The organism is Streptomyces sp. Q2, assembly GCF_056820935.1.
Genome location: NZ_JBXEJE010000011.1, coordinates 185,692 through 211,442, shown reverse-complemented (window position 1 = coordinate 211,442; position 25,751 = coordinate 185,692). Strand labels below are relative to the sequence as shown.

At 70.7% G+C, this 25,751-nt stretch carries 18 protein-coding genes and 2 pseudogenes; 8 read left to right on the top strand and 12 right to left on the bottom strand.

The window, feature by feature from the left end:
• Position 1: 1 nt before the first annotated feature.
• The 5 genes and pseudogenes from nuoL to ACWBNA_RS14670 form a co-directional block, all read left to right on the top strand.
• Entirely contained in the window at positions 2–1,966 is a 1,965-nt protein-coding gene (nuoL, locus tag ACWBNA_RS14690) for an NADH-quinone oxidoreductase subunit L (protein ID WP_482704764.1), read from the top strand.
• A 5-nt stretch (positions 1,967–1,971) separates the two neighbouring features.
• On the top strand, positions 1,972–3,543 hold the full coding sequence (locus ACWBNA_RS14685) for an NADH-quinone oxidoreductase subunit M (protein ID WP_482704763.1): 1,572 nt from the start codon (positions 1,972–1,974) through the stop codon (positions 3,541–3,543).
• Positions 3,540–5,189, top strand: coding sequence for an NADH-quinone oxidoreductase subunit NuoN (gene nuoN, locus ACWBNA_RS14680; protein ID WP_482704762.1), 1,650 nt, complete (start codon positions 3,540–3,542; stop codon positions 5,187–5,189). Before ACWBNA_RS14685 ends, nuoN begins: the two co-directional genes overlap by 4 nt.
• Before the next feature lie 291 nt (positions 5,190–5,480).
• Positions 5,481–6,977: pseudogene (gene recQ / locus ACWBNA_RS14675) on the top strand (DNA helicase RecQ); the annotation flags it as partial.
• 29 nt (positions 6,978–7,006) lie between these two features.
• Positions 7,007–7,609 (top strand): annotated as a pseudogene (locus ACWBNA_RS14670) (HRDC domain-containing protein); the annotation flags it as partial.
• Positions 7,610–7,656: 47 nt separating this feature from the next.
• Here the strand turns inward: ACWBNA_RS14670 and ACWBNA_RS14665 are convergent.
• From ACWBNA_RS14665 to ACWBNA_RS14610, 12 genes are all read right to left on the bottom strand, one after another.
• On the bottom strand, positions 7,657–10,434 hold the full coding sequence (locus ACWBNA_RS14665; RefSeq protein ID WP_482704786.1) for a fumarate reductase/succinate dehydrogenase flavoprotein subunit: 2,778 nt from the start codon (positions 10,432–10,434) through the stop codon (positions 7,657–7,659).
• 83 nt (positions 10,435–10,517) lie between these two features.
• Entirely contained in the window at positions 10,518–11,387 is an 870-nt protein-coding gene (locus ACWBNA_RS14660) for an ABC transporter ATP-binding protein (protein ID WP_482704761.1), read from the bottom strand.
• Positions 11,371–12,264 (bottom strand): ABC transporter permease, encoded by an 894-nt coding sequence (locus tag ACWBNA_RS14655; RefSeq protein WP_482704760.1) that lies wholly within the window; start codon positions 12,262–12,264, stop codon positions 11,371–11,373. The genes ACWBNA_RS14660 and ACWBNA_RS14655 overlap by 17 nt, the downstream gene beginning before the upstream one ends.
• Positions 12,261–13,607 carry an ABC transporter substrate-binding protein gene (locus ACWBNA_RS14650; protein ID WP_482704759.1) on the bottom strand — a complete coding sequence of 449 codons (1,347 nt, stop codon included), beginning with the start codon at positions 13,605–13,607 and terminating at the stop codon, positions 12,261–12,263. The genes ACWBNA_RS14655 and ACWBNA_RS14650 overlap by 4 nt, the downstream gene beginning before the upstream one ends.
• Before the next feature lie 16 nt (positions 13,608–13,623).
• Positions 13,624–13,851 carry a 4Fe-4S dicluster domain-containing protein gene (locus tag ACWBNA_RS14645; RefSeq protein ID WP_010986276.1) on the bottom strand — a complete coding sequence of 76 codons (228 nt, stop codon included), beginning with the start codon at positions 13,849–13,851 and terminating at the stop codon, positions 13,624–13,626.
• Positions 13,852–13,933: 82 nt separating this feature from the next.
• Positions 13,934–14,722 carry a GntR family transcriptional regulator gene (locus ACWBNA_RS14640; protein ID WP_482704758.1) on the bottom strand — a complete coding sequence of 263 codons (789 nt, stop codon included), beginning with the start codon at positions 14,720–14,722 and terminating at the stop codon, positions 13,934–13,936.
• A 364-nt stretch (positions 14,723–15,086) separates the two neighbouring features.
• Positions 15,087–16,025: a M56 family metallopeptidase gene (locus ACWBNA_RS14635; protein ID WP_482704757.1), complete on the bottom strand. Its 939-nt coding sequence runs from the start codon at positions 16,023–16,025 to the stop codon at positions 15,087–15,089.
• A gap of 179 nt (positions 16,026–16,204) precedes the next feature.
• Positions 16,205–17,437 (bottom strand): fumarylacetoacetase, encoded by a 1,233-nt coding sequence (gene fahA, locus ACWBNA_RS14630; RefSeq protein ID WP_482704756.1) that lies wholly within the window; start codon positions 17,435–17,437, stop codon positions 16,205–16,207.
• A 220-nt stretch (positions 17,438–17,657) separates the two neighbouring features.
• The gene (locus ACWBNA_RS14625) at positions 17,658–18,308 is read right to left on the bottom strand and encodes a hypothetical protein (RefSeq protein WP_482704755.1); all 651 of its coding nucleotides are present in this window, start codon (positions 18,306–18,308) and stop codon (positions 17,658–17,660) included.
• 87 nt (positions 18,309–18,395) lie between these two features.
• Positions 18,396–18,815, bottom strand: a complete 420-nt coding sequence (locus ACWBNA_RS14620; protein WP_482704754.1) for an SNARE domain-containing protein — start codon at positions 18,813–18,815, stop codon at positions 18,396–18,398.
• Between the two features lie 187 nt (positions 18,816–19,002).
• On the bottom strand, positions 19,003–20,154 hold the full coding sequence (locus tag ACWBNA_RS14615; protein WP_482704753.1) for a glycoside hydrolase family 53 protein: 1,152 nt from the start codon (positions 20,152–20,154) through the stop codon (positions 19,003–19,005).
• Between the two features lie 63 nt (positions 20,155–20,217).
• Positions 20,218–22,218 (bottom strand): beta-galactosidase, encoded by a 2,001-nt coding sequence (locus tag ACWBNA_RS14610; protein ID WP_482704752.1) that lies wholly within the window; start codon positions 22,216–22,218, stop codon positions 20,218–20,220.
• 280 nt (positions 22,219–22,498) lie between these two features.
• On the opposite strand from ACWBNA_RS14610, the gene ACWBNA_RS14605 reads away from it, so the two are divergent.
• The 3 genes from ACWBNA_RS14605 to ACWBNA_RS14595 are packed head-to-tail and all read left to right on the top strand — an operon-like array spanning position 22,499 to position 25,718.
• Positions 22,499–23,836 (top strand): ABC transporter substrate-binding protein, encoded by a 1,338-nt coding sequence (locus ACWBNA_RS14605; protein ID WP_482704751.1) that lies wholly within the window; start codon positions 22,499–22,501, stop codon positions 23,834–23,836.
• The gene (locus ACWBNA_RS14600; RefSeq protein WP_482704750.1) at positions 23,833–24,834 is read left to right on the top strand and encodes a carbohydrate ABC transporter permease; all 1,002 of its coding nucleotides are present in this window, start codon (positions 23,833–23,835) and stop codon (positions 24,832–24,834) included. Before ACWBNA_RS14605 ends, ACWBNA_RS14600 begins: the two co-directional genes overlap by 4 nt.
• Positions 24,831–25,718 (top strand): carbohydrate ABC transporter permease, encoded by an 888-nt coding sequence (locus tag ACWBNA_RS14595; RefSeq protein ID WP_482704749.1) that lies wholly within the window; start codon positions 24,831–24,833, stop codon positions 25,716–25,718. Before ACWBNA_RS14600 ends, ACWBNA_RS14595 begins: the two co-directional genes overlap by 4 nt.
• The last annotated feature ends 33 nt before the right edge of the window (positions 25,719–25,751 follow it).

The window sequence follows — 25,751 nt, the reverse complement described above, 5'->3', positions numbered from 1 at the left end:
CGTGGAGAACCTGATTGCGCTGCTGATCGCGGCGCCTCTGCTCGGAGCGGCGGTCCTGCTGTGCGGCGGCCGGCGACTGGACGCCGTCGGCCACTGGATCGGCACGGCCCTGGCCGCCGCGTCCTTCGTGTTCGGTGCGATCCTCTTCGTCGACCTGCTCGGCAAGGACCCCGAACACCGGACACTGACCCAGCACCTGTTCAGCTGGGTGCCGGTCGAGGGATTCCAGGCGGACGTCGCCTTCCAGCTGGACCAGTTGTCGATGACGTTCGTCCTGTTGATCACCGGTGTCGGCTCGCTGATCCACCTGTACTCGGTCGGGTACATGGAGCACGACGAGCGGCGCCGCCGCTTCTTCGGCTACCTGAACCTGTTCCTCGCGGCGATGCTGCTGCTCGTCCTCGCCGACAACTACCTCCTGCTGTACGTCGGCTGGGAGGGCGTCGGTCTGGCGTCGTACCTGCTGATCGGCTTCTGGCAGCACAAGCCCAGCGCCGCCACCGCCGCGAAGAAGGCCTTCCTGGTCAACCGTGTCGGCGACGTGGGCCTGTCGATCGCGATCATGCTGATGTTCACGACCTTCGGAACCTTCGCCTTCGGCCCGGTGCTCGGTACCCAGGAGGAGCCCGGGCTCGTCGGTGACGCCTCCGAGGCCACGCTCACCGGCATCGCGCTGATGCTGCTGCTGGCCGCCTGCGGCAAGTCCGCCCAGGTGCCGCTGCAGTCCTGGCTCGGGGACGCGATGGAGGGCCCGACCCCGGTCTCGGCCCTCATCCACGCCGCGACGATGGTGACCGCGGGTGTCTACCTGATCGTCCGTTCCGGGGCCATCTTCAACGCGGCGCCCGACGCGCAGCTGGTGGTCACCATCGTCGGTGCCGTCACGCTCCTGTTCGGTGCGATCGTCGGTTGCGCGAAGGACGACATCAAGAAGGCGCTGGCCGGCTCGACCATGTCGCAGATCGGCTACATGGTCCTCGCCGCGGGCCTCGGCCCCATCGGCTACGTCTTCGCGATCATGCACCTGGTGACGCACGGCTTCTTCAAGGCCGGGCTGTTCCTCGGCGCCGGTTCGGTCATGCACGGCATGAACGACGAGGTCGACATGAGGAAGTACGGCGGCCTCAGGAAGTACATGCCGGTCACCTTCATCACGTTCGGCCTCGGCTACCTCGCCATCATCGGCTTCCCGGGCCTGTCAGGCTTCTTCTCCAAGGACAAGATCATCGAGGCGGCCTTCGCCAAGGGCGGCACCGAGGGCTGGATCCTCGGCGGTTGCGCCCTGCTGGGCGCGGCCATCACGGCGTACTACATGACGCGCGTGATGCTGATGACGTTCTTCGGAGAGGAGCGCTGGCGTCACACCCCGGCGCCGTCCCCGGCCGAGCCGAGCGTGGAGCCAGCCGCCGAGCACCGCGGCGAGCACACGGAACCGCACCCGCACGAGTCGCCCAGGTCGATGACGATCCCCATGATCGTGCTGGCCTTCGGATCGGTGTTCGCGGGTGGCTTCTTCAGCATCGGCGACCGCTTCCTGCACTGGCTGGAGCCCGTCACCGGCCACGACCACGGACACTCGCCGGTCAGCGCGCTGACGGTGACCCTCGCCACGATGGTGGTGCTGGTCGTCGGCGTGGCGATCGCCTGGGGCCAGTACGGGCGCCGTCCGGTCCCGGTCATCGCCCCGCGCGGGTCGCTGCTCACCCGGGCCGCCCGGCGCGACCTGCTGCAGGACGACTTCAACCACGTGGTCCTGGTCCGCGGCGGCGAGCACCTCACGCGCTCTCTGGTGTACGTCGACCACACCCTGGTCGACGGCGTCGTCAACGGCACGGCGGCCTCGATGGGTGGCCTCTCCGGGCGGTTGCGCAAGCTGCAGAACGGCTTCGCGCGGTCGTACGCGGTCTCGATGTTCGGCGGTGCGGCGGTCCTCGTCGCCGCGACCCTGCTGATGAGGGCGGTCTGATACCGATGTCCTTTCCCCTGCTGACAGCGACGGCGCTGCTACCGGCGGTCGGGGCGGTCGCCACGGCCGCCGTGCCCGCCGCGCGGCGCACCGCCGCCAAGTGGCTGGCGCTGCTCGTCTCGCTCGCCACACTCGCCCTCGCGATCACGGTCCTGGTGCGCTTCGACCCGGGCGGCGACCGCTACCAACTCACCGAGTCCCACGCCTGGATCGCGGACTTCGGCGTCAGGTACGAGTTGGGCGTGGACGGCATCGCGGTGGCGCTGATCGCGCTGACGGCACTGCTGATGCCGTTCATCATCCTCGCCGGCTGGCACGACGCCGACCCGCTGGAGACCGGCAACAAGCGCTGGCGGCCCACTCAGGGCTTCTTCGCCCTGATCCTGGCCGTCGAGGCGATGGTGATCATCTCCTTCGAGGCCACCGACGTCTTCCTCTTCTACATCTTCTTCGAAGCCATGCTGATCCCGATGTACTTCCTCATCGGCGGCTTCGGAGACCGTGCCCACGCCGGCTCGGACGAGAACGCGGCGACCCAACGCTCGTACGCCGCCGTGAAGTTCCTCCTCTACAACCTGGTCGGCGGTCTGATCATGCTGGCCGCGGTGATCGGCCTGTACGTGGTCGCCGGGAACTTCAGCCTCCAGGAGATCGCCGAGGCGCGCGCCAACGGTTCGCTGGACATGGCGACCAACACCGAACGCTGGCTGTTCCTGGGCTTCTTCTTCGCCTTCGCGGTGAAGGCGCCCCTGTGGCCGCTGCACACCTGGCTGCCCAACGCGATGGGGGAGGCCACCGCCCCGGTCGCCGTCCTCATCACCGCGGTCGTCGACAAGGTGGGCACCTTCGCGATGCTCCGCTTCTGCCTCCAGCTGTTCCCGGAGGCGTCGAAGTGGGCGACGCCCGTCATCCTCGTCCTCGCCGTGATCAGCATCATCTACGGGGCGCTGCTCGCCGTCGGCCAGCGGGACATCAAGCGGCTGGTGGCGTACGCGTCGATCTCGCACTTCGGCTTCATCATCATGGGCATCTTCGCGATGACCAGCCAGGGCCAGTCGGGCGCGACGCTCTACATGGTCAACCACGGCATCTCGACCGCCGCGCTCATGCTGGTGGCCGGCTTCCTGATCTCGCGGCGCGGCTCGCGGCTCATCGCCGACTACGGCGGAGTGCAGAAGGTCGCTCCGGTGCTCGCCGGCACCTTCCTGATCGGCGGTCTGGCGACCCTGTCGCTGCCGGGGCTCGCGCCGTTCGTGAGTGAATTCCTCGTCCTGGTCGGCACCTTCGCGCGCTACCCGGTGATCGGGATCATCGCCACCTTCGGCATCGTGCTCGCCGCGCTCTACACCCTCGTCCTCTACCAGAGGACGATGACGGGCCCGGTGAAACCCGAGGTCGCGGCGATGCCCGACCTCAGGATCCGGGAGGTCGTGGTGGTCGCCCCACTGGTCGTCCTGCTGATCTTCCTGGGCGTCTATCCGAAACCCGTCACCGACATCGTGAACCCGGCGGTCAAGCAGACCATGTCCGACGTGGACAAGAAGGACCCCCAGCCCGAGGTGGAGGCGGCCAAGTGAGCGCAACAGCCGTCCACAGCCTGTGGACAACCGCGGTCGAGCCGATCACCAAGATCGACGCGCCGACGTTCGAATACGGACAACTGTCGCCCACCTTGATCGTCGTCGGCGCGGCGATCGTCGGGGTTCTGGTCGAGGCGTTCGTCCCGCGCAAGTCCCGCTACTACGTCCAGATGTTCGTGTCCGTCGTCGCGCTGGTCGCCGCCTTCGCCGCGGTCGTCGCGCTCGCCGCGGACGGATACGGCACGACCAAGGCGCGCATCGCGGCGATGGGCGCGATCGCCGTCGACGGACCGGCCCTCTTCCTGCAGGGCACGATCCTGCTGGCGGCCCTGGTCGGCCTGTTCACCTTCGCCGAGCGGCGGCTCGATCCGGAGGCGCACGGCAACCGCGTCGACTCCTTCGCCGCGCAGGCCGCCTCGGTGCCGGGCAGCGACAGTGAAAAGGCCGCGGTGAAAGCCGGGTTCACCACCACCGAGGTGTTCCCGCTGCTGCTGTTCGCCGTCGCCGGCATGCTGATCTTCCCCTCGGCCAACGACCTGCTGACGCTCTTCGTGGCCCTGGAAGTCTTCTCGCTCCCGCTGTACCTGCTGTGCGCGCTGGCCCGCCGCAAGCGGCTCCTGTCGCAGGAGGCGGCGGTCAAGTACTTCCTGCTCGGCGCGTTCGCCTCCGCGTTCACGCTGTTCGGCATCGCACTGCTGTACGGCTACGCGGGCTCGATGTCCTACGCGACGATCGCGCAGGTCGTCGACGGCCAGATCCAGACCGTCAATCCGGCGCTCGCGGACACCATGGGCAACGACGCGCTGCTGCTCATCGGCGCCTCGATGCTCGTCATGGGCCTGCTGTTCAAGGTCGGCGCGGTGCCGTTCCACATGTGGACGCCCGACGTCTACCAGGGCGCGCCCACGCCGGTGACCGGATTCATGGCCGCGGCGACCAAGGTGGCGGCGTTCGGCGCGCTGCTCCGCGTCCTGTACGTCATCCTGCCCGGCCTGCGCTGGGACTGGCGGCCGGTCATGTGGGGCGTCGCGATCGTCACCATGCTCGGCGGTGCGATCGTCGCGATCACACAGACCGACATCAAGCGCCTGCTGGCGTACTCGTCCATCGCGCACGCGGGATTCATCCTCGCGGGTGTCATCGCCACCACCCCGGACGGGGTCTCCTCGGTCCTCTTCTACCTGGCCGCGTACTCGTTCGTGACGATTGGCGCCTTCGCGGTGGTCACCCTCGTGCGCGACGCCGGTGGCGAGGCGACGCACCTGTCCAAGTGGGCCGGGCTCGGACGCAGGTCACCCCTGGTGGCGGCCGTGTTCGCGGTGTTCCTGCTGGCCTTCGCGGGCATCCCGCTCACCTCCGGCTTCGCCGGGAAGTTCGCCGTCTTCAAGGCGGCGGCGGAGGGCGGCGCGGCCCCGCTGGTCGTGGTCGGTGTGATCTCGTCCGCGATCGCGGCCTTCTTCTACATCCGCGTCATCGTGCTGATGTTCTTCAGCGAGCCGCAGCCCGACGGCCCGACCGTGGCCGTGCCGTCGCTGCTGACGACGACCACGATCGGGGTCGGCGTGGCGGTCACGCTGGTGCTCGGTGTGGCCCCGCAGTACTTCCTGGACCTGGCGAACCAGGCGGGAGTGTTCGTGCGCTGACCGCGACAGATGCGCTGACCTGCGGTGTTCGAGCGGTGGGCCCCGGTTTCCCTCATGGGAGCCGGGGCCCGTGCGCGTGCGGTGCGCTCAGGTGGCCGTGCACGTCAAAGCGGGCCTCCCCCGCCCCGCCCGAGCAGCATGTTCCGGCCGTCGTGGGCGCGCCATGTGACGCAGGCCATCGGGCTGAGTACGGAGTGTCGCCGAACCGGCCTGTGGATAACTCCGGCGGTGTCAGTCCGGACCCCTATCGTTGAGGCAGTGGTCGAGGGACGACGTACGGGGGACACGGCAATGAGCGGGACGGGCGGGATCACCGAGATGGCAGGGACGATCGACAGCGAGGCGCTGGCCACGCTGCACCGCGTCTTCGGGTACGAGACCTTCCGCGGCGCGCAGGAAGAGGTCATCGAGCACGTGGTGGCCGGCGGGGACGCCGTCGTCCTGATGCCGACCGGCGGCGGCAAGTCGCTGTGCTACCAGATCCCATCCCTGGTCAGACCCGGCACGGGCATCGTGATCTCGCCGCTCATCGCGCTGATGCAGGACCAGGTGGACGCGCTGCGGGCGCTCGGCGTGCGCGCCGGGTTCATGAACTCCACGCAGGATTTCGACGAGCGGCGGGTGGTGGAGGCCGAGTACCTGGCCGGCGAGCTGGACCTGCTGTACCTGGCGCCGGAGCGGCTGCGACTGGAGTCGACCCTGGACCTGCTCTCGCGCGGCAAGATCTCGGTCTTCGCCATCGACGAGGCGCACTGTGTGTCCCAGTGGGGCCACGACTTCCGCCCCGACTACCTGTCCCTGTCGCTGCTCGGCGAGCGCTGGCCGGACGTCCCGCGGATCGCGCTCACGGCGACGGCCACGGACGCGACGCACCGGGAGATCACCCAGCGGCTGAACATGCCGACGGCCCGCCACTTCGTGGCGAGCTTCGACCGGCCCAACATCCAGTACCGGATCGTGCCCAAGGCCGATCCCAAGAAGCAGCTCCTGGGCTTCCTGCGCGAGGAGCACGCGGGTGACGCGGGCATCGTGTACTGCCTGTCGCGCCGGTCGGTGGACACGACGGCGGAGTTCCTGTCGCGCAACGGCATCGAGGCGGTGCCGTACCACGCCGGTCTGGACGCGGGCACCCGCGCCGCCCATCAGTCCCGCTTCCTGCGGGAGGACGGCCTGATCGTGGTCGCGACCATCGCCTTCGGCATGGGCATCGACAAGCCGGACGTCCGCTTCGTCGCCCACCTCGACCTGCCCAAGTCGGTCGAGGGCTACTACCAGGAGACGGGCCGCGCCGGCCGTGACGGACTGCCGTCCACGGCCTGGATGGCGTACGGCCTCAACGACGTCATACAGCAGCGCAAGATGATCCAGTCCAGCGAGGGCGACGAGGCGTTCCGGCGCCGGGCCGCCGCCCACCTGGACTCGATGCTGGCGTTGTGCGAGACGGTCCAGTGCCGCCGCGGGCAGCTCCTCGCCTACTTCGGCCAGGACCCCGACCCGGTGGGCTGCGGCAACTGCGACACCTGCCTCACCCCGCCGGAGACCTGGGACGGCACGGTCGCGGCCCAGAAGGTGCTGTCCACGGTGGTACGGCTGCAGCGCGAGCGTGGGCAGAAGTTCGGCGCGGTGCAGATCGTCGACATCCTGATGGGCAAGCGCTCGGCCAAGGTCATCCAGTTCGACCACGACCAGCTGTCCGTGTTCGGCATCGGGGAGGACCTCTCCGAGGGGGAGTGGCGGGGCGTCGTACGGCAGTTGCTGGCGCAGGGACTGCTCGCGGTCGAGGGGGACTACGGCACGTTGGTGCTGACCGAGGCGANCACGACCAGCTGTCCGTGTTCGGCATCGGGGAGGACCTCTCCGAGGGGGAGTGGCGGGGCGTCGTACGGCAGTTGCTGGCGCAGGGACTGCTCGCGGTCGAGGGGGACTACGGCACGTTGGTGCTGACCGAGGCGAGCGGGGCGGTGCTGCGGCGGGAGCGGGAGGTGCCGCTGCGGAAGGAGCCGAAGAAGGCGGTGACCGCGCGCACGGCCTCGGGTTCGTCGGGCTCCGGGCGGGGAGAGCGCAAGGCCAAGGCCGCGGCGGCCGAGCTGCCCGAGGCGCTGGTGCCGGCGTTCGAGGCGCTGCGGGCGTGGCGGGCCGAACAGGCTCGTGAGCAGGGGGTTCCGGCGTACGTCATCTTCCACGACGCGACGCTTCGAGAGATCGTGACGGTCTGGCCCACTTCCGTGGCACAGCTCGGCGGGATCGGCGGCGTCGGCGAGAAGAAGCTGGTGACCTACGGGGAGGGCGTGGTCGGGGTGCTCGCCGGCCTGGACGGGTCTCCCACAGGCGCGGCGCCGGGCCCGCAGCAGGAGGCGGACCCGGGCGCGGACGACTGGCCCGAGATGGATGCCGAGCCGGAACCGGACGACTGGATATGAGGGACGACCGGAGGTAGGGCGTATCCGGCAAGGTCACAGGGGCTCGGTCACAGGGCTCGGGCCGCGTACGCCCTGACGTCGGCGTCGGAGTCGGTCGTGGCCGTGGCCAGGGCCGCGCGGGCGTCCTCGCTCGCCTGCCGGGTCAGTGCGAGGACCGCCGCCTTGCGGACGTCGGCGTTGGGATCCGCGAGGGCCTTGGCGAGGGCGGGGACGGCCACCTCGGGAGCCGCGGCGGACAGCGCGGTGGCCGCGCCGGCCCGGACCTGCCACGCCGGATCCGACAGGGCGGCCGTGGCCCGATCGGCGAGCGGTGCCGGGCAGCCGGTGGTGCCGAGCGCGCCGTAGGCGGCCGCACGCACCAGGGCGTCGGGGTCGTCGATGAGTTCGGTGAGGGCGGCCCGGACGGGATCGGGTTCGGGCCCGACGGAGGCCGGACCCGCCGGGACCAGGCGTCCCGCGGACACCGTGGCCAGGCCCTTGGCGATCGTGACGCGGACCTCGCGCGACGGGTCGGCGGTCGCGGCTCGGGCGAGGTCCTCGGCGGCGTCGACCGACACCAGCGCGCGCACGGCCTCGATACGGACGGCGACGTCGGAGTCCGTCAAGGAGCCAGCGAACAGTGCGGCGTCGCCCAGGAGCAGGGCACGCAGGACGTCCAGTGAAGCGGCACGAACGACCGGGTCGGGCTCTGCCAGGGCCGCGACCAGGCCGTCGCGCAGGGCCGGTTCGGGAGGCAGGGTCTCGACGAGTTCGCGCATCGAGGCCGCCGCGGCGGCGCGCACCTGCGCGGCGGTGTCGCGGAGCGCCTCGGCGAGGGCGGGGCCCGTTCCCGGCGGCAGCGCCTCCGTCAGCACGGCGACCGCCTCGCGTCGGACGGCGGGCGCCGGGTCGGTCAGGTACGGCCGCAGAGCGTCGAGTTCGGGCTGCTCCTCGGCGAGGGCGACGAGCTCCACGAGACGGGCCGAGGACTGCTCGTGGGCCGGGCGGGAGGCGGGATTCTCCGGGGCACTCCTCCCTGCCGGCTCGGCTCCTTCGGCCCCGGCCGCCACCGGAGCCACCTGCCGCGCCCCGGCGGTCGCCACCTGTTCCGGGTGGACCTCGCCGAGGTGACGGGAAGGACCGCCGGTCGGGTTGAACTCCTCTATCGGGACCAGATAGGGAGCCACGGGACGAGCCGTGAACTCCATCGCACCAGAGGGGGACTTGTGCAGATCGAGGTGGTGGAACCAGGACGCGTCGTCGCGACGGGGGTGGTCGAGACGGTCGTGGTAGAGACCCCAGCGGGACTCCGTGCGGGCCAGGGAGGCGCGCGCGGCCATCTCCGCGCAGTCACGGATGAACGAGACCTCGGCGCAGCGCATCAGCTCGTGCGGGGTGCGGGCACCCATCTCGGCGATGTCGGCACGCATCCGCTCGAACGCCTCCAGAGCCAGGGAGAGCCGGGCGCCGGACTTCGGCGGAGCCACGTAGTCGTTCACGAAGCGGCGCAGCTTGTACTCGACCTGGGGCTGCGGCGGGCCGTCCGGGTTGTGCAGCGGACGGTAGACGAGCTCGTGGGCCTCCTGGAGCTGATCGAGGGGAAGCTTGCCGGAGTACGGCGCGTACTGGGCCGCGTCCGCGCCCGCCAGGTCGCCGAAGACGAACGCGCCGATCATGTAGTTGTGCGGGACGCAGGCCAGGTCACCGGCGGCGTACAGGCGGGGGACGGTCGTACGGGCGTGCTCGTCGACGCGTACGCCGGAGGCCGAGTGGCCGCCGCACAGGCCGATCTCGGAGATGTGCATCTCGATGTCGTGGGTGCGGTAGTCGTGGCCGCGGCCGGAGTGGAAGGTGCCGCGGGTCGGACGCTCCGTCGAGTGGAGGATCGACTCCAGGGCCGCGACCGACTCCTCCGGGAGGTGGCTCAGCTTCAGGTACACCGGGCCCCGGTCGGAGGCGACCTCCGCGGCGAACTCCGCCATCATCTGGCCGGACCAGTAGTCGGAGTCGACGAAGCGTTCGCCGTGCCGGTTGACCTGGTAGCCGCCGAAGGGGTTGGCGACGTAGGCGCAGGCCGGGCCGTTGTAGTCCTTGATCAGCGGGTTGATCTGGAAGCACTCGATGCCGGTGAGCTCGGCGCCCGCGTGGTACGCCATCGCGTAGCCGTCGCCCGCGTTGGTGGGGTTCTCGTACGTGCCGTACAGGTAGCCGGAGGCGGGCAGGCCGAGGCGGCCGCAGGCTCCGGTGGCGAGGATCACCGCGCCCGCGCGGACGGTGACGAAACGTCCGGTGCGGGTGTTGAAGCCGGCCGCTCCCACGGCACGGCCCTCGGCCGTCAGCACGCGCACCGGCATCACCCGGTTCTCGATGCGGATCTTCTCCCGCATCTCACGCCGCCGCAGTTGCCGGTACAGGACCTTCTTGACGTCCTTGCCCTCCGGCATCGGCAATACGTAGGAGCCGGAGCGGTGGACCTGGCGGACCGCGTAGTCGCCGTGCTCGTCCTTCTCGAACTTCACGCCGTACGACTCCAGGCGCTGGACCATGGCGAAGCCGCGGGTGGCGGTCTGGCGGACGGTGGACTGGTCGACGATGCCGTCGTTGGCGCGGGTGATCTCGGCGACGTAGTCGTCGGGTTCGGCGCGGCCGGGGACGACCGCGTTGTTGACGCCGTCCATGCCCATGGCGAGGGCGCCGGAGTGCCGGACGTGGGCCTTCTCCAGGAGCAGCACGTTCGCGCCGTGCTCGGCCGCGGTCAGGGCGGCCATGGTGCCGGCGGTGCCGCCTCCGATGACGAGGACGTCGCAGGTCAGTTCCTCGGCGTCGCCGAGAGCGGGAATCGCCAGCGGGCCGTCGGCAGGCCTGTCGGCAGGGCTGTCCGTGGCGCCGGCCGTGGGGGTGTCCGGGGTGGTGTCCACGCGGGTGCCTTTCACGTGCTGAGGGAGGTGAGGACGTCGCGCCGCAGCGCCAGGCGCGCCGGGTCGTCGTGCGCGGTGCGGTCGCGGGGGCGCGGTACGTCGCGTACGGCGGTCAGCCGGCCGGAGCCGAGGAGGGCGACGCGGTCGCCGAGGAACAGGGCCTCGTCCACGTCGTGGGTGACGAAGACGACGGTCGCGCCCGTGCCGTGCAGTACCTCCACGAGCAGGTCCTGCATGCCGGCGCGGGTCTGGGCGTCGAGGGCGCCGAAGGGTTCGTCCATGAGGACGGCACGCGGGCGGGCGGCGAGGGCGCGGGCCAGTTGCGCGCGTTGGCGTTGGCCGCCGGAGACGTGGTGCGGCAACTGGCGGGCCCGATCGGAGAGTTGGACGCGGTCGAGCCAGGCGTCTGCCTGCTCCCTGCGCTGCCTGCGCGGCAACCCCTGGATGGCGAGCGGCAGTTCGACGTTGGCGCGCAGGGTGCGCCAGGGGAGGAGGGCGTCCTCCTGGAAGACCAGGGCGCGGTCGGCGCAGGGGCCCACCAGCGGGTGGTCGTCCTGGCTGATCTCCCCGGCGAGCGGGGACAGCAGGCCGGCCAGCGTCCGCAGGAGCGTCGACTTGCCGCAGCCGGAGGGGCCGACGACGGTGAGGATCTCGCCGGGGGCGACGTCCAAATACACGCCGGTCAGCGCGGAGGCGTCGGGGCGGCCGAGCGTGGCGTTCCGGAGGGCGAAGCGGATACCGCGGACGGCCGAGGACGTGCCGGCCCCCGCCTCTGTCGCGGAGGCGCCGGTCTCCACACCGGGCGAAAGGGCGCCCGTCTCGGGACCGGTGAGGAGCCGGTCGCGCGGGTGGGACCTGGACGTTTCAGACGAGGTGCTCATCGCGTGCCTCCTCGGTCACGGGCACGGTAGGGGCGGCCGGCGTGGTGGGGCGGCGGGTCAGGGCCCGGGGGCCGGGGACGTACGACGTGCGGGGCAGCCAGCGGGTGAGGCGGCGGCCGAGCAGTTCCACGGCGGTGGAGGTCAGCCAGCCGAGGATGCCGATGGTGGCCATGCCGACGAACACACCCGGGTAGTCGACGACCGTGTAGTCCTGCCAGGTGCGGTAGCCGACGCCGTACTGGCCGGAGATCATCTCGGCGGAGATGACACAGATCCACGAGACGCCGATGCCGACCGACAGTCCGCCGAAGATGCCGGGCAGCGCGCCGGGCAGCACGACCGAGCCGAGGATCCGCCACCGGCCGCCGCCCATGGTGAGCACCGCTTCCTCCCACACCGGGATCAGGGCGCGGACCGCGTGCCGGGTGGAGACCAGGACCGGGAAGAAGGCGGCGGTGCAGGTGATGAAGACGATGCCCTGTTCGTTGGAGGGGAAGAGGAGGATCGCGACGGGGACGAGGGCGATGGCCGGGACCGGGCGGATCACCTCCAGCACCGGGCCGAGCAGGTCCTCGGCGAGACGGGAACGCGCCACGAGCACGCCCGTCGCCACGCCCAGGACGGCGGCGAGCAGGAAGCCGGTGAGGATGCGGGTGAGGCTGTCGGTGAGGTCGGTCCAGTAGTCGGGTCCGGACAGCCGGCCGGCGAAGGCGCTGGCCACGTCGGTGACGGTGGGGAACTGCGAGAAGCGCAGCCACAGGTCGATGTCCAGGCTGGTCAGCAGCTGCCAGAGGCCGAGGGCCGCGGCCAGCGAACCGACCCGCAGCGCGAGCCGGCCCGCCCGCCTCGGATAGCGATAGGACGCGGTCCGGGTCATGACGCCCGTTCCAGTGCGTCGGCGTACGGGATGACGCGGGCGCCGCCGTGGTCGGCGACGTACGCCTTCGCGGTCGCCGGTGCGACGAAGGGGAGGAGTTGGTCGCCGTCGCTCACCCAGACGGCCTGGTCGGCGAACCAGAGGGTGCCGGTGGTGGCGTCGGGGACGTAGGCGGCGCGGATGCCGGCCTGGTGCCGGGCGACGTAACGCAGCAGCTCGGCGGGGGACTTGAAGGTCCGGGTCCGCGTCGAGTTCTCGGGCCAGACCTCGCTCGCGGCCGGGGCGGGGGTGGCGGCCAGGCGCTTCGCGTAGGCCGGGCCCAGGGCCTTCTTGACGTAATGGTCGTCGACGAAGGCGTCCACGTCCACGTCGCCGGTGAGTTTCGCCGATTTGAGGACCGAGACGTCCTGCTTGAGGGCGGAGACCAGTTGGGGCCTCAGCGCCGGGTCGAAGGTGGCGATGCCGTGGGCGCCGTTGTAGAGGTAGACGACCTCGGCGGGCAGGCCGGTGGCCTTCGCGACCTTCTCGGCGGCGGCCACCGGGTGGGCGTTCAGATAGTCGGTCGCCTCCGCCTGGGCCTTGAGGAAGGCTTCCAGGACCGCCGGACGCTTCTTGGCGAAGTCCTCGCGGGCGGTGACGCCGTGGAAGGTGGGGAGGTTCAGGAGGGCGCCGTCGTACAGGGCCTTCGCCTTGCCCTGGAAGGCCAGCAGGCCGGGCCAGGCGACGAACTGCGAGAGCGCGTCCGCGCTGCCGGCGGAGAGGGCCGAAGCGCCCACCGCGGGCTGCTGGTTGAGCTTCTCGACGCCCCGGTCGGGGTCGATGCCGGCGCGTTGCAGGGCGCGTACGAGGGTTCCGTCGGCGGCCGAGCCGACGCTGGTGGAGACCTTCTTGCCGCGGAGGTCTTCGAGTGAGGTGAGTTTCGAGTCCGGGGAGGTGACGATCGTGTTGAGGCCGCCGCGGAGGTTGTAGCCGGTGACGGACACCAGGTGGGTGGGCTTGCCGAGCTGCTTGCCGCGGGCCGCGTTGATGAGGAGCGGGAAGTCGCCCATCGAGCCGATGTCGATCTTCCCGGCGGTCATCTGGGCGGTGATGGGGGCGCCGGTGGCGTAGTCCTGCCAGTCCACCTTGTAGGTGATGCCGTCGCCCAGGGCGTTGAGCTGCTTCTCGAAGGAGCCGAGGGAGCGGAGGAGGGTGCCGGCCGTGACCGTGTTGATCGTCTTGGACTGGTAGCCGACGGTGACGGTGACCGTCGAGCCGTCGCCGGCCTCCGCACTGCCGCCGCAGGCGGTGAGGGGCAGGAGGAGCGTGACGGCGGCGGTGGTGGCGACTGCGGTGCGTTTCATGGGAGTTGGTGGCCTCTCACCGGAGCAGATAGGGCATGTTGACCGTGACGGCTCCGGTGGGACAGCGGGCCGCGCACGGGCCGCAGTACCAGCACTCGTCGACGTGCATGTAGGCCTTGCCGTTGCTCTCGTCGATGGCGAGGGAGTCCAGCGGGCACATGTCCACGCAGAGCGTGCAGCCGTCGATGCACTTCGACTCGTCGATGGTCACGGGCACGTCGGCCCGCTGGGGCGCCAAGGGCATGGCTGTCTCCAGGAAGGTGCGCAAGGTGCGCAGGCAGGGATGTCGAGCGGAACCGGGGGTGGGTTTCGAGCGGAACGGGGGCTTACAGCGACCGGTGCAGCAGGCCGCTCATCGTGATGCGGTCGCCGCGGAAGCGGATGAACTCCAGGTCGACCGGGCGGCCGTCGGCGAGGTGCGTGAGCCGTTCCAGCATGAGGACGGCAGCGCCGCGCGGGGCTTCCAGCACGGCGGCGGAGTGGGCGTCCGCGTTCACCGCCTCCAATGTGATCTCGGCGTGGCCCAGGGGCTGGCCGGTGATGGCTTCCAGGAGGCGGAAGACGTCGGTGTTCTCCAGGTCGGCGCCGAGCAGGGCGGTGCCGAGGTCGAGGGGGACGTAGGTGAGGTCGAGGGAGAGGGGGAGGCCGTTGAGGCGGCGCAGGCGTTCGATGTAGAGGACGTCGGTGCCGGGGGCGACGTGGAGACGTTCGGCGACGGGGACGGGAGCGGGGGCGGGGCCCATGGTGCGGACCTCGTTGGTGACGCGGCCGTGTTCGCGGAGGGTTTCCGCGAGGCCCATCAGGCGGTCGAGGCCGTGGGGGTACTTCTGGGCGACGACGACCGTGCCGACGCCGGGGAGGCGTTCCACCAGGCCTTCGGCGCGCAGCAGGTCCAGGGCTTGGCGGACCGTGTTGCGGGAGGCGCGGTAGTCGGCGGCGAGGGCGGACTCGTGGGGGAGGGTGCCGTCCGGGAAGCCGTCGGTGAGGAGCTGGTGGCGTAGGAGGTCGGCGAGTTGGCGGGCCTGGTCCGCGCGCAGCCGACGACGCGTGCGGTGGGCGGCGACTGTGGTCGCGCCTTGGCCGGCGTGGTCGCGGATGCGGTCGGAGGGGGGCATGGTTCGAACCATACCGAGGTGGTAGGGAAAGTCGTGTTGCGGGATTGTTGCGCCACCGGGGGCTCTGTTGGTGGGGCTGTTGAGCTGGGGTTTCTTGTGGTCGTGGGGGAGATCTGCCACCGGGTGGGCGGCGTGGCCGGGTGTGCGGTGCGGTCGGGTGTGCGGTGCGGTCGGTGTGCAGCGTGGCCGGGGTGGGGCTGGGCGGGGGTGGGTCGCGCAGCCCGGCGCTGACGGGGTGCCGCCTGCGCCCACCCGTGCCGCCCCAGCGGCACGACTGCCCGCGGGCTGGGTGCCCCAGCGGCACGACTGCTCGCAGGCTGAGCCACCCATGCCGCCCCAGTGGCGCGACCGCTCGCAGGCTGGCCTATGACAGTGCTGTCAGGCCTGGGGCGAAGGTGATCAGGAGGGGGAGGAGGGGGATCAGGGTTGCCAGCGTGGTTGTCAGGGCTCGGTGGCGGGGGCCGAGGCGGGGCTGGGGTTCCAGGAGGCGGTCCACTCGTTCGCCGAGGAGGCGGTGGGTGGAGGCGCAGGAGAGGACGCCTCGGTGTTGGTTCAGCTCGATCAGGGCCAGGGCCGTGGTCAGGTGGCCGCAGCGGCGGGAGGCCGTGTCGTCGGCGGACAGTTCGACCAGGCGGTGGGTCTGGTCGCAGAAGTGGGCGAAGAGCGGGATGCGGGGGAAGCCGGTGGCGAGGGCGGTGGAGAGGTGGAGCAGCCAGTCGTGGCGGGCACGGGCGTGGCCGCGCTCGTGGGTGAGGACGGCGTCCAGCTGGTGGTCGGTGAGGCGGTGCAGGGCACCGGTCGTCACGATCAGCTGGGGTGGGTTGCCGGGCATCCACCAGGCGTCCGGGTACTCGTCCTCCAGAACGAGCAGGGGTCCGCGTGAGGCGGGCAGGCCGGCCGGCAGGTCGGGGGCGCGTTCGCGCAGGTGGGCGCGGGCCTGGCCGCGGCATCGGCGGGCCTCGACGAGCTCGCGGGCGAGCATCGCGGTCGTCCAGGCGGCCCCGCAGGCCAGCAGCAGGGTGAGGGCGACGGCCCAGGCCGGGGCGGCGGAGAGGTCGTACGCCGCGGTCACGGCCGGCGGTGCCGGTGCGAAGACGTGGTCGCGGACGGTGTGGAAGACCGCCGCGGTGCCCAGCACGAGGGCCGCCAGACAGCACAGCATGACGGTGGCGACCAGGCACTGCCACACCCACAGCGCGACCACGGGGTCCCGCTCGGGCCACGCGGCCCGGGTCAGCGCGCGGGGAGCCGGTACGGCGGCCGCCAGGGCGACGGCGCTCAGCAGGAGCAGGCTGACAGTCATGCCACGGGCTCCGGATCATGGTCGGAAGAAACGGCTGCTATGGGTGCACGGTGCGCGAAAAGGCAAGCGCCGTACGGGCTGTGGGAGCGGCGCCGGCATCGTCCGTCGTCCTCGCAAGCCACGCCGCCCGTCGCCAGTATGACGGCGGCGGGCGGCGTACGGCAGGTGTCGGAAGTCGTTCAGTGGGGCGTGGGGTGGTGTGGGGTGGGCACCACCCGGCCGGAGACCTCGCCCAGTCCCACCCGGACACCGTCGGGGCCGGGGGCCCAGGCCGACAGGGTCACCTCGTCGCCGTCCTCGAGGAAGGTCCGTTTGCCGTCGGGGAGTTCGAGGGGATCGCGGCCGTTCCAGGTCAGTTCCAGGAGGGATCCCCGTTCCCGCTCGGAGGGGCCGCTCACCGTGCCGGAGCCGTACAGGTCGCCGGTGCGCAGGGAGGCGCCGTTGACCGTCATGTGGGCCAGTTGCTGGGCGGCCGTCCAGTACATGGTGGAGAAAGGGGGCTCGGAGACGACGTGGCCGTTGACGGCGACCGAGATGCGCAGGTCGTAGCCGCCGGGTTCGTCGTCCGTGTCGTCCAGGTACGGCAGCAGGGGGTGGGTCCGCTCCGGGGGCGTCACCCGTGCCGACTCCAGGGCGTCCAGCGGAGTGATCCACGCCGACACCGAGGTGGCGAAGGACTTGCCGAGGAACGGGCCGAGCGGGACGTACTCCCAGGCCTGGACGTCACGCGCGGACCAGTCGTTCAGCAGGCACAGCCCGAAGACGTGTTCGCGGAAGTCGGTGAGGGCGACGGGCTCGCCCCTGTGCGAGGGCACCCCGACCACGAAGCCGACCTCGGCCTCGATGTCCAGGCGGACGGAGGGTCCGAAGACGGGCGCCGGGTCGGAAGCGGCCTTGCGCTGCCCCGACGGGCGTACGACGTCCGTGCCGGACACCACCACCGTGCCGGAGCGGCCGTGGTAGCCGATCGGCAGGTGTTTCCAGTTGGGGGTCAGGGAGTCGGCGGCGTCGGGTCGGAAGATCTGGCCGACGTTGCGGGCGTGGTTCTCGGAGGCGTAGAAGTCGACGTAGTCCGCCACCTCGAAGGGGAGATGCAGGGTCACCGAGGACAGGGGGTGGAACAGCGACTCGATGGCCTCGCGGTGCGAGGGCACCGTCACCCATGCCGTCAGCGCGCGCCGCACGTCCGACCAGGCGGTGCGGCCCGCGGCGAGCAGCGGGTTCAGGGAGGGCCGCGCGAGCAGGGTGACGTACGGGGAGCCGAGGGCGACGGCCGCCGCGCCCGCGTCCAGGACGTGGTCGCCGAGGCGGACGCCCACCCGGCGATCGTCGGATCCGGGGAGCGAGAACACGCCGTACGGGAGGTTGTGCGTGCCGAAGGGGTCGCCCTCGGGGACATCGAAGGGGGGCATGGGTGCTGCCTCACTCTCGTGCGTACCGTGCGTTCGATGTGGTCGCGCCACACACTGTCGGGCCACACGTTACGGCTGAGTTGCGTGGGCGGACAGACAAAATGGTCTTGCCCCGTCCGGACGGTCGCCCAGCCCCCGCGAGGTGGAGCGGAGTACCCGCCGGACTCCCGTCACGTCGTGCGGGGCCGGCGGTCTCGGCCCGGCGGCGGCGGGCCGGACATCACGCCGGATCCGCGGGCGCCACGGAGGGTGCCGTCGTGCCTGCTTCGCCCGCCCGCTGCCAGGCGAGGAAGTCCTCGATCAGCTCCGGCGGGTTGGCCGCCTCGGTGGCCTCGATCTCCCAGCCGGGACAGTCCATGTCGAAGACCACGACCGGCAGGGGGCGGCCGAAGAGTTTCTCGATCCGCCCGCTGCTGTGCAGGTGGCGGGCGAGGTCGAGGCAGGCGTCGGCGAAGTGGAGACGCAGGAGGTCGCACTTGGCGTCGATCTCGTCGTCCTCGCCGACCCGCATGATGTCGTGCTCGCCGTCGTACCAGATGCCGAGCCGCTTGACCTCGTCCTCGTACAGGGGGCCGCCGGCCGGGTCCTGTGGGACGTTGCCGAGCATCTCGAAGCCGTCGAGGAGCCAGCAGGCGTAGTTCCAGCGGGCCTCGCCGGGGTCCTGCGGGTACCTCTCCCGCTCGTACTGGGTCTCGGTGTTGTAGCCGATGGCGACGTACGGGTGGCGGTCGTCGTCGATGCGCCAGATGCGGAAGGAGAGGGCGTAGATCTCGGGCCGCAGGGGCTCGGGGAAGCGGTCCAGGATGCCGGCGGCGCCCTGACGCAGATGCGTCGGGAAACCGCTCGGCACTTCTTCCGGCCGGTCCGTCACAACCGCTGCCTCCCCTTGGTCAGTGCAGTGAGACCGAGAGCGAACGGTATCCGCACCGTGGTCGAGCTGTGGCGAACGGGGGGCCGGTCACGAGGTGCAGACGTCCTTCAGCTTGTCGGCCGCCGCGTCGATCCTGCCGGTGTCCGGGTCGGTGTCGCCGTTCAGGACGGCCTTGTTGTAGTCCTTGATCGCCTGGTTGAGCTCGTCGGCCGCCCTGTCGACCTCGCTGTCGTCCGTGTCGTCGTTGATCTTGTCGAGGTTCTTCTCGATCGTGTCGATCGACTCGTCCGTGCGGGAGGGGTCCCTCGCCGCGTCCCAGCCGGCCTCGTGGATCGCCTTGAGGCTGTCGGAGATCGTGTCGGCGTCGGACACGCAGTCCAGCGAGTTGTCGAAGTCGTCGGGACCGCAGGCGGTGACGAGCCCCGCGGTCAGGACGACGGCGGCGACGGCGCCGGTGAAGCGGGTGATGCGGGTGATACGGCGGCGGCGCGGGCGGTTCGCGGACATGGGGGCCGGTCCCTTCGTAGAGGAGAGGAGGAGAGAGGAGTGGAGGAAATCCGTGAGGATCTCTGTCGGCCACGATCCCGTCGCCCGCCCGCCACCACGAGGGAACGGTCACCCGTATCGGTGGTGTAGCCCACTACACCGTCCGGCGGCGACAGCGCCGTCGCCGCCGGTGAACAGGCCCTACGGACTAGGACCGGTAGCGGCCCAGCGTCCTCAGTCCCGGCAGCGCCCGGTCCTCGAAGTCGAACAGCGCGAGGTTCTCCCACGCGTTGCCGGACGCCGGGTCCTGGGGGTTCCAGCCGCTGCCGGCGCGGTAGGTCCACACGCCTTCCCAGTAGCAGTAGCCGAGGCCCTGCCCGCCGGGGACGGCGGCGGCGAGGTCGGCCACCGCGCGCAGCCAGGCCGCCTGGCCCTCGGGCGTGGCGGGGAAGCCCTCGGTGAGCTGCGAGGGGTCGTTCATGATGTCGTTGACGTCGTCCTCGCTCTCCAGCGTGAACGGGTACGCCGTCTCGGCGATGACGCACGGCTTGCCGTAACGGGCCGTGATGTCGGCCATGTTGGCGGCGGCCTGCTCCACCGGACCGTGCCAGAAGGGGTAGTACGAGAGGCCGATGACGTCGAAGTCGACCCCGCGGGAGACCGCGTTGTCGAACCACCACCGGTACAGCCCGTTGTCGCCGCCGTTGGCCAGGTGGAGGATCGTGCGGATGCGCGGGGTGGTGTCGCGGGCCGCGCTGAGGCCGGCCTTGAGGAAGGCGGCGAGGTTGTCCCAGTGCTCCCAGTTTCCGTCGGGCCAGAGCATGCCGCCGTTGAGTTCGTTGCCGATCTGCACCAGGTCGGCCGGGGTGCCCTGGCGCTTCAGCGCGCCGAGGACGTCGGCGGTGTGGTCGTAGACGGCCCGGGTCAGGCCCGCCACGTCCAGGTCGGTCCAGGCGGCGGGCTTGGTCTGGTGCGCCGGGTCCGCCCAGGTGTCGGAGTAGTGGAAGTCGACCCAGATGCCGATGCCGGCCCGCTTCAGGCGACGGGCCAGCGGAAGTATGTGGGCCTTGTTGTTGTAGCCGTCGGCCGGGTTGACCCACACCTTGAGGCGGGCGTGGGTGACGCCCGCGTCGGCGAGGATGCACAGGGGGTCGTCGCGGCGGCCGTCGGCCCGCCGGTAGACGGCACCCTTGTCCTCGTTCTTGGGCAGCGAGGAGATGTCCACCCCGCGGATCTGCAGGCGGCGTCGATCTCCGGTCGGTGCGGCGTCGGCGGGTGCGGCCACGGCGGGTGCCGCGCCCAGCACGGGTATCGCCAGCGCGGCGGCTCCGGCGGCGGTCAGAACACTGCGTCTGCGCATGTCAGGGTCCCTTCACAGTGAAAGTCACAGAGGAAAACCAAACGGGGAAAAGGGAGGGGAAGCTCAGCGCGGCTCGCGGAACACCTCGACCGCGCCCGCGGGAACGGCCGCCCGGCTCCCGTCCGGCAGCACCACCTTCACGTCGGCGTCGGTGTGGTTGACGGCGAACCGGAACACCCCCGACTCGCCCTCCCGTACGACGAGTTCGACGTCCCGGGGCAGGTCCAGGGGCGTGACCCCCGCGTCCGCGAGGGCCAGGTCCACGACCGCCGCCAGATCCGCGCCGCTCAGCCGGGTGGCCAGATACCAGGCGGCCCCGTCGCCGAGCGCGCGCCGGGTGAGCGCCGGGCGTCCGGCCGTACGGCCGTCGGCGAAGACGGCGACGGTCTCGCAGCCCTCGCCCGGGACGACGTACTCGGACCACAGATCGGCCTCCCACGCGTCACCGTGAGAGGTGCGTACGGCGATCCGCTCGCCCGGCAGCAACGGGTCGAACTCCTCGACGGTCAGCCCGAGCACGTCCCGCAGCGCCCCCGGGTACGCCCCGGGGTGCACGGTGTCGTGCTCGTCGACGATGCCGGAGAAGAAGGAGACCAGCAGCGTGCCGCCGCGTGCGACGTACCGCTGCAGGTCGGCGGCGACGGAGGCGGGCGCCGAGTACAGCTGGGGGACGACGAGGAGCGGGTACCGGGAGGGATCGACCTCGCCCAGCCCGGCCGGCGGGAAGAAGTCCACCGTCAGGTGCCGGTCGTACAGCGCCTCGTAGAAGGCGTCGAGCCGTTCCCGCGCGTCCAGGTCCTCGCTGGGCCGCCACTGAAGACCCTGCGCCCACCAGGAGTCCCACGACCAGACCATGGCCACGTCGGCCCGGGTGCGGGTGCCGCGCAGGTCGGCGAGGTCCGCGACCCGGCGGCCCAGATCGGTGACCTCCCGCCACACGCGCGTGCCCGTCCCGCCGTGCGGCAGCATCGACGAGTGGAACTTCTCGGCGCCGCTGCGGGACTGGCGCCACTGGAAGAACATCGCGCCCTCGGAGCCGCGGGCGACATGGCCGAGGGAGTTGCGGGCCATCTGGCCGGGTTCCTTGGCCGGGTTGTGGCGCTGCCAGTTGATGCCCGACGTGGAGTGTTCGAGCAGGAGCCAGGGGGCGCCGCCCGCGACGGAGCGGGTGAGGTCGGCGGCGAGAGCCAGGTTGACGTGGGTGCGGCGGCCGTCGGTGATCAGGTAGTGGTCGTTGGTGACGAGGTCGACCTCGCCCGCCCAGGCCCAGTAGTCGATGGACGCGCACTGGCTGGGCGCGACCATGAAGTTGGTGGTCACGGGCACACCGGGGGACAGGCGGTGCAGGATGTCCCGCTCGGCGGCGAAGTTGGCGCGGGCCTGACCGTCGGCGAACCGCTGGAAGTCCAGCTGGTGGGCCGGGTTGCCGACGGTCGGCGTGGTCCGGGGCACCCCGATCTCCTCCCAGTCGCCGTAGAGCTGGCCCCAGAAGGCGGTGCCCCAGGCCTGGTTGAGGGCGCCGAGGGTGCCGTAGCGGTCCTGGAGCCAGGCCCGGAAGGCCTGGGCGCAGGTGTCGCAGTAGCAGCTCAGGACCGGGGCGCCGTACTCGTTGTGGACGTGCCACAGGACCACGGCGGGATGCCGACCGTAGCGCTCGCCGATCCGCGAGGTGATGTCCGCCGCGGCGGCCCGGTAGTGCGGGTCGGAGTGGCAGATCGCGCCGCGTGAGCCGAACGCCAGCCGCACGCCCTCCCGGGTCACGGGCAGGGCTTCGGGGTGGGCGCGGTAGAACCAGGCGGGCGGTACGACGGTCGGGGTCGCGAGGTCCACGAGGATGCCGGCTTCGTGGAGCATCCCGATGATCAGGTCGAGCCACTCGAAGTCGTACTCGCCGGGCCGGGGTTCGATTTTGGACCACGCGAAGATGCCGAGCGAGACCATGGTGACCCCGGCTTCGCGCATCAGCCGTACGTCCTCCTCCCACACCTCCTGCGGCCACTGCTCGGGGTTGTAGTCGCCCCCGAAGGCGAGTGGCAGTCGGTCGTGCGGGGCGGCGGAGGGCATGCGGTGGCTCCCAGGGATCGAGGACGGGATCGGCGGAGGTGACGCCAGGTTTCTGTGATCGTGCACAGTACTGATGGCAGCTGACATCCGCGAGCAACAAGTAGGTAACCCCAGGCACTCGCCATTGACAAGGGGCCGAAACAATTCTCTACTGTGCACGATCACAGAGCCGCGCGGCCCTCGCGCACAGCCCCTCGGTCACGTCCCGCAGAACCTCCCCCCACGGCGGTTGCCGCGTACGCGGGACGTTGACGAGGTCGGCTCGTCCAAGTCAGGGGAGATGAAGATGTCGATCAACCGCCGCCAGGTCAGCAGGCGCAACATCCTCGCCGGGGCCGCAGCCCTCGGCCTTACCAGCACCCTCGCCGCCTGCGGCGGTTCCGACGACGGAGACTCCGGAGAGAGCAGCGGGCCGGTCAAGCTGACCTACTGGTCGTGGGCGCCGAACATGGAGAAGGTCGCCGCGATCTGGAACAAGAAGAACCCGGACATCACGGTCACCGTGTCGAAGCAGGGCAGCGGCGCCGAGATCCTCACCAAGGTGATCACGGCGAAGAAGGCCGGCAACGCGCCCGACCTCATCCAGGCCGAGTACCAGTCGCTGCCGACCCTGGTCTCCAACGACGTCCTCGCCGACATCTCGAAGTACGTCGGTGACGCCAAGGGCGACTTCGCCGCGGGACTGTGGGACATGGTCACCCTCGGCACCGACGCGGTCTACGGCGTCCCGCAGGACTCCGGGCCGCTGATGTTCTACTACCGCGAGGACGTCTTCAAGAAGCACGGCCTGTCCGTGCCGAAGACCTGGACGGAGTTCGCCGAGACCGCGCGCGCCGCCAGGAAGGCCCTCCCGGACGCCTACCTGACCACCTTCTCCTCCAACGACCCGGGCCTGTTCGCGGGCCTCACCCAGCAGGCCGGCGCCAAGTGGTGGACGGTCGACGCCAGCGGCAAGTGGACGGTCGGCATCGACGACGCGGCCAGCCGCAAGGTCGCCGAGTTCTGGGGCGGCCTGGTCCAGGAAGGCGTCATCGACAACCAGCCGATGTACACGCCGGCCTGGAACAACGCCCTGAACAAGGGCACCCACATCGGCTGGGTCTCCGCCGTGTGGGCGCCCGGTGTGCTGGTCGGCTCCGCCCCCGCCACCGAGGGCAAGTGGCGCATGGCCCCGCTGCCGCAGTGGAAGGCCGGCGACAACGTCACCGGCAGCTGGGGCGGTTCCTCCACCGGTGTCTCCACCGACTCCAAGCACGCGGAGGCCGCGGCGAAGTTCGCCCACTGGATCAACACCGACCCCGAGGCGCTGGCCGCCCTGGTCAAGGAGGTCGGCATCTACCCGGCGGCCACGCAGGGCCAGTCCGGCGACGTCCTGACCACGCCCGCGTTCTTCCCGAACCAGAAGGACTTCTACACCACGGCCGCGTCGATAGCCGCCACCACGGCCACCGCCGCCTGGGGCCCGAACGTCCAGACCGCCTACACCGCCTTCAACGACGGCTTCGGCAAAGCCACCAAGGCGAAGAAGGAGGCCCAGTTCACCTCTGCCCTCAGCACCATGCAGTCGAAGACCTTCGACGACATGAAGAAGCAGGGCTTCGAGGTGACCGAGGCATGACCAGCGCTCCGCTCAAGGGCTCCGACCGCATCGCGGTCGGGCCCTTGGCGGACGGCACCGGCACCGCCAAGTCCGTCCGCCCCAGCCGCCCCCGCCGCCGTGGTCGTGGCCGCAGCGCACCGTACTGGTTCCTGACGCCGACCCTGGTCCTGTTCGCCGCCTTCACCGTCGTCCCCATCGGGTACGCGATCTGGCTCAGCCTCCACAAGGTCAAGGTCAAGGGCATCGGACTCGGCAAGGGCGCCCGCGAACAGGTCTGGAACGGCTTCGGCAACTACACCGACGTCTTCCAGGACTCGGAGTTCGGCCACAGCGTGCTGCGCGCCTTCGGCTACGGCCTCATCGTCATCCCGACGATGCTCGGGCTGGCGCTGCTGTTCGCGCTGATGCTCGACACCCCGAAGGCACGCAGCGCGCCCTTCGCCCGGCTGATGATCTTCCTGCCGTACGCCGTGCCCGGCATCATCGCCGCCCTGATGTGGGGCTTCCTGTACCTCCCGGCCGTCAGCCCCTTCTACTACCTGCTGGACAAGTTCGGCCTGCCGCAGCCGGACCTGTTCGACGGCGGCAACCTGTACCTCTCCTTCGCGAACATCGCTGTCTGGGGCGGCACCGGCTTCAACATGATCGTCATCTACACCGCGCTCCGGGCGATCCCGCCGGACATCTACGAGGCGGCGCGGATCGACGGCGCGTCCAACCTCAAGATCGCACTCAGGATCAAGATCCCGATCGTGATGCCCTCCCTGGTGCTCACCTTCTTCTTCTCGGTGATCGCCACCCTCCAGGTCTTCACCGAGCCGATGACGCTCAAGCCGCTGACCAACGGCCTCCCCACCACCTGGAGTCCGCTGATGGCCATCTACGACAGCGCCTTCCTGAAGTCCGACATCTACGGTGCCTCCGCCACCGCCGTGGTCCTGGCCCTGGCCACCTACCTCATCTCCTTCACCCTGCTGCGCGTCTCCGACCGCTACACCCGGGAGGACCGGGCATGACCCCCCTCACCCTCACCGCCGACACCGCGGGCAACCTTCCCGTCAAAAGCCGTGCGCGGCGCACGGCCTGGGTCCCCACCCTCGTGCTGATCCTCGGCGCGCTGTACTGCCTGGTCCCCATCGCCTGGGTCGTGATGGCGGCGACCAAGGACCGCGCGGAACTGTTCTCCACCTTCACCTTCGCGCCCGGCACCGGCTTCCTCGACAATCTGAGCGAGCTGAACGCCTACCGGGACGGCATCTACTGGACGTGGATGGGCAACTCCGCCCTCTACGCGGGCTTCGGCGCCCTGCTGTCCGCCGCGGTCTCCGCCGGCGGCGGCTACGCGCTGGGCCGGTTCGCCTTCCGGGGGCGGGAGGCCATCTTCAAGCTCATCCTGGCCGGCGTCCTGGTACCGAGCATCGTGCTGACCGTCCCGCAGTACCTGCTGCTGTCGAAGATGGGCATGGCCGACTCGTACTGGTCGATGCTGCTGCCGTCCATCCTCTCCCCGTACGGCGTCTACCTGGTCCGCATCTACGCGGCCGCCGCGGTGCCCGCCGAACTCCTCGAGGCCGCCCGCATGGACGGCGCGAGCGAGTGGCGGATCTTCTCGCGGATCGCCGTACCGATGATGATGCCGGGCCTGATCACGGTGTTCCTCTTCCAGTTCGTCGCCATCTGGAACAACTTCCTGCTGCCGTACGTGATGCTGGCCGACGACACCAAGTTCCCGCTCACCCTCGGGCTCTACACGCTGCTCGCGCAGGGCGCCTCGCAGCCCGCCCTCTACACCCTGGTCATCACCGGATGTCTGCTGGCGATCATCCCGCTGATCGCGCTCTTCCTGGTGATCCAGCGGTTCTGGTCCCTGGACCTGCTGAGCGGCTCGGTCAAGGCCTGAGGTATCCGCCGACCCCACCGTCACGAACGAGGA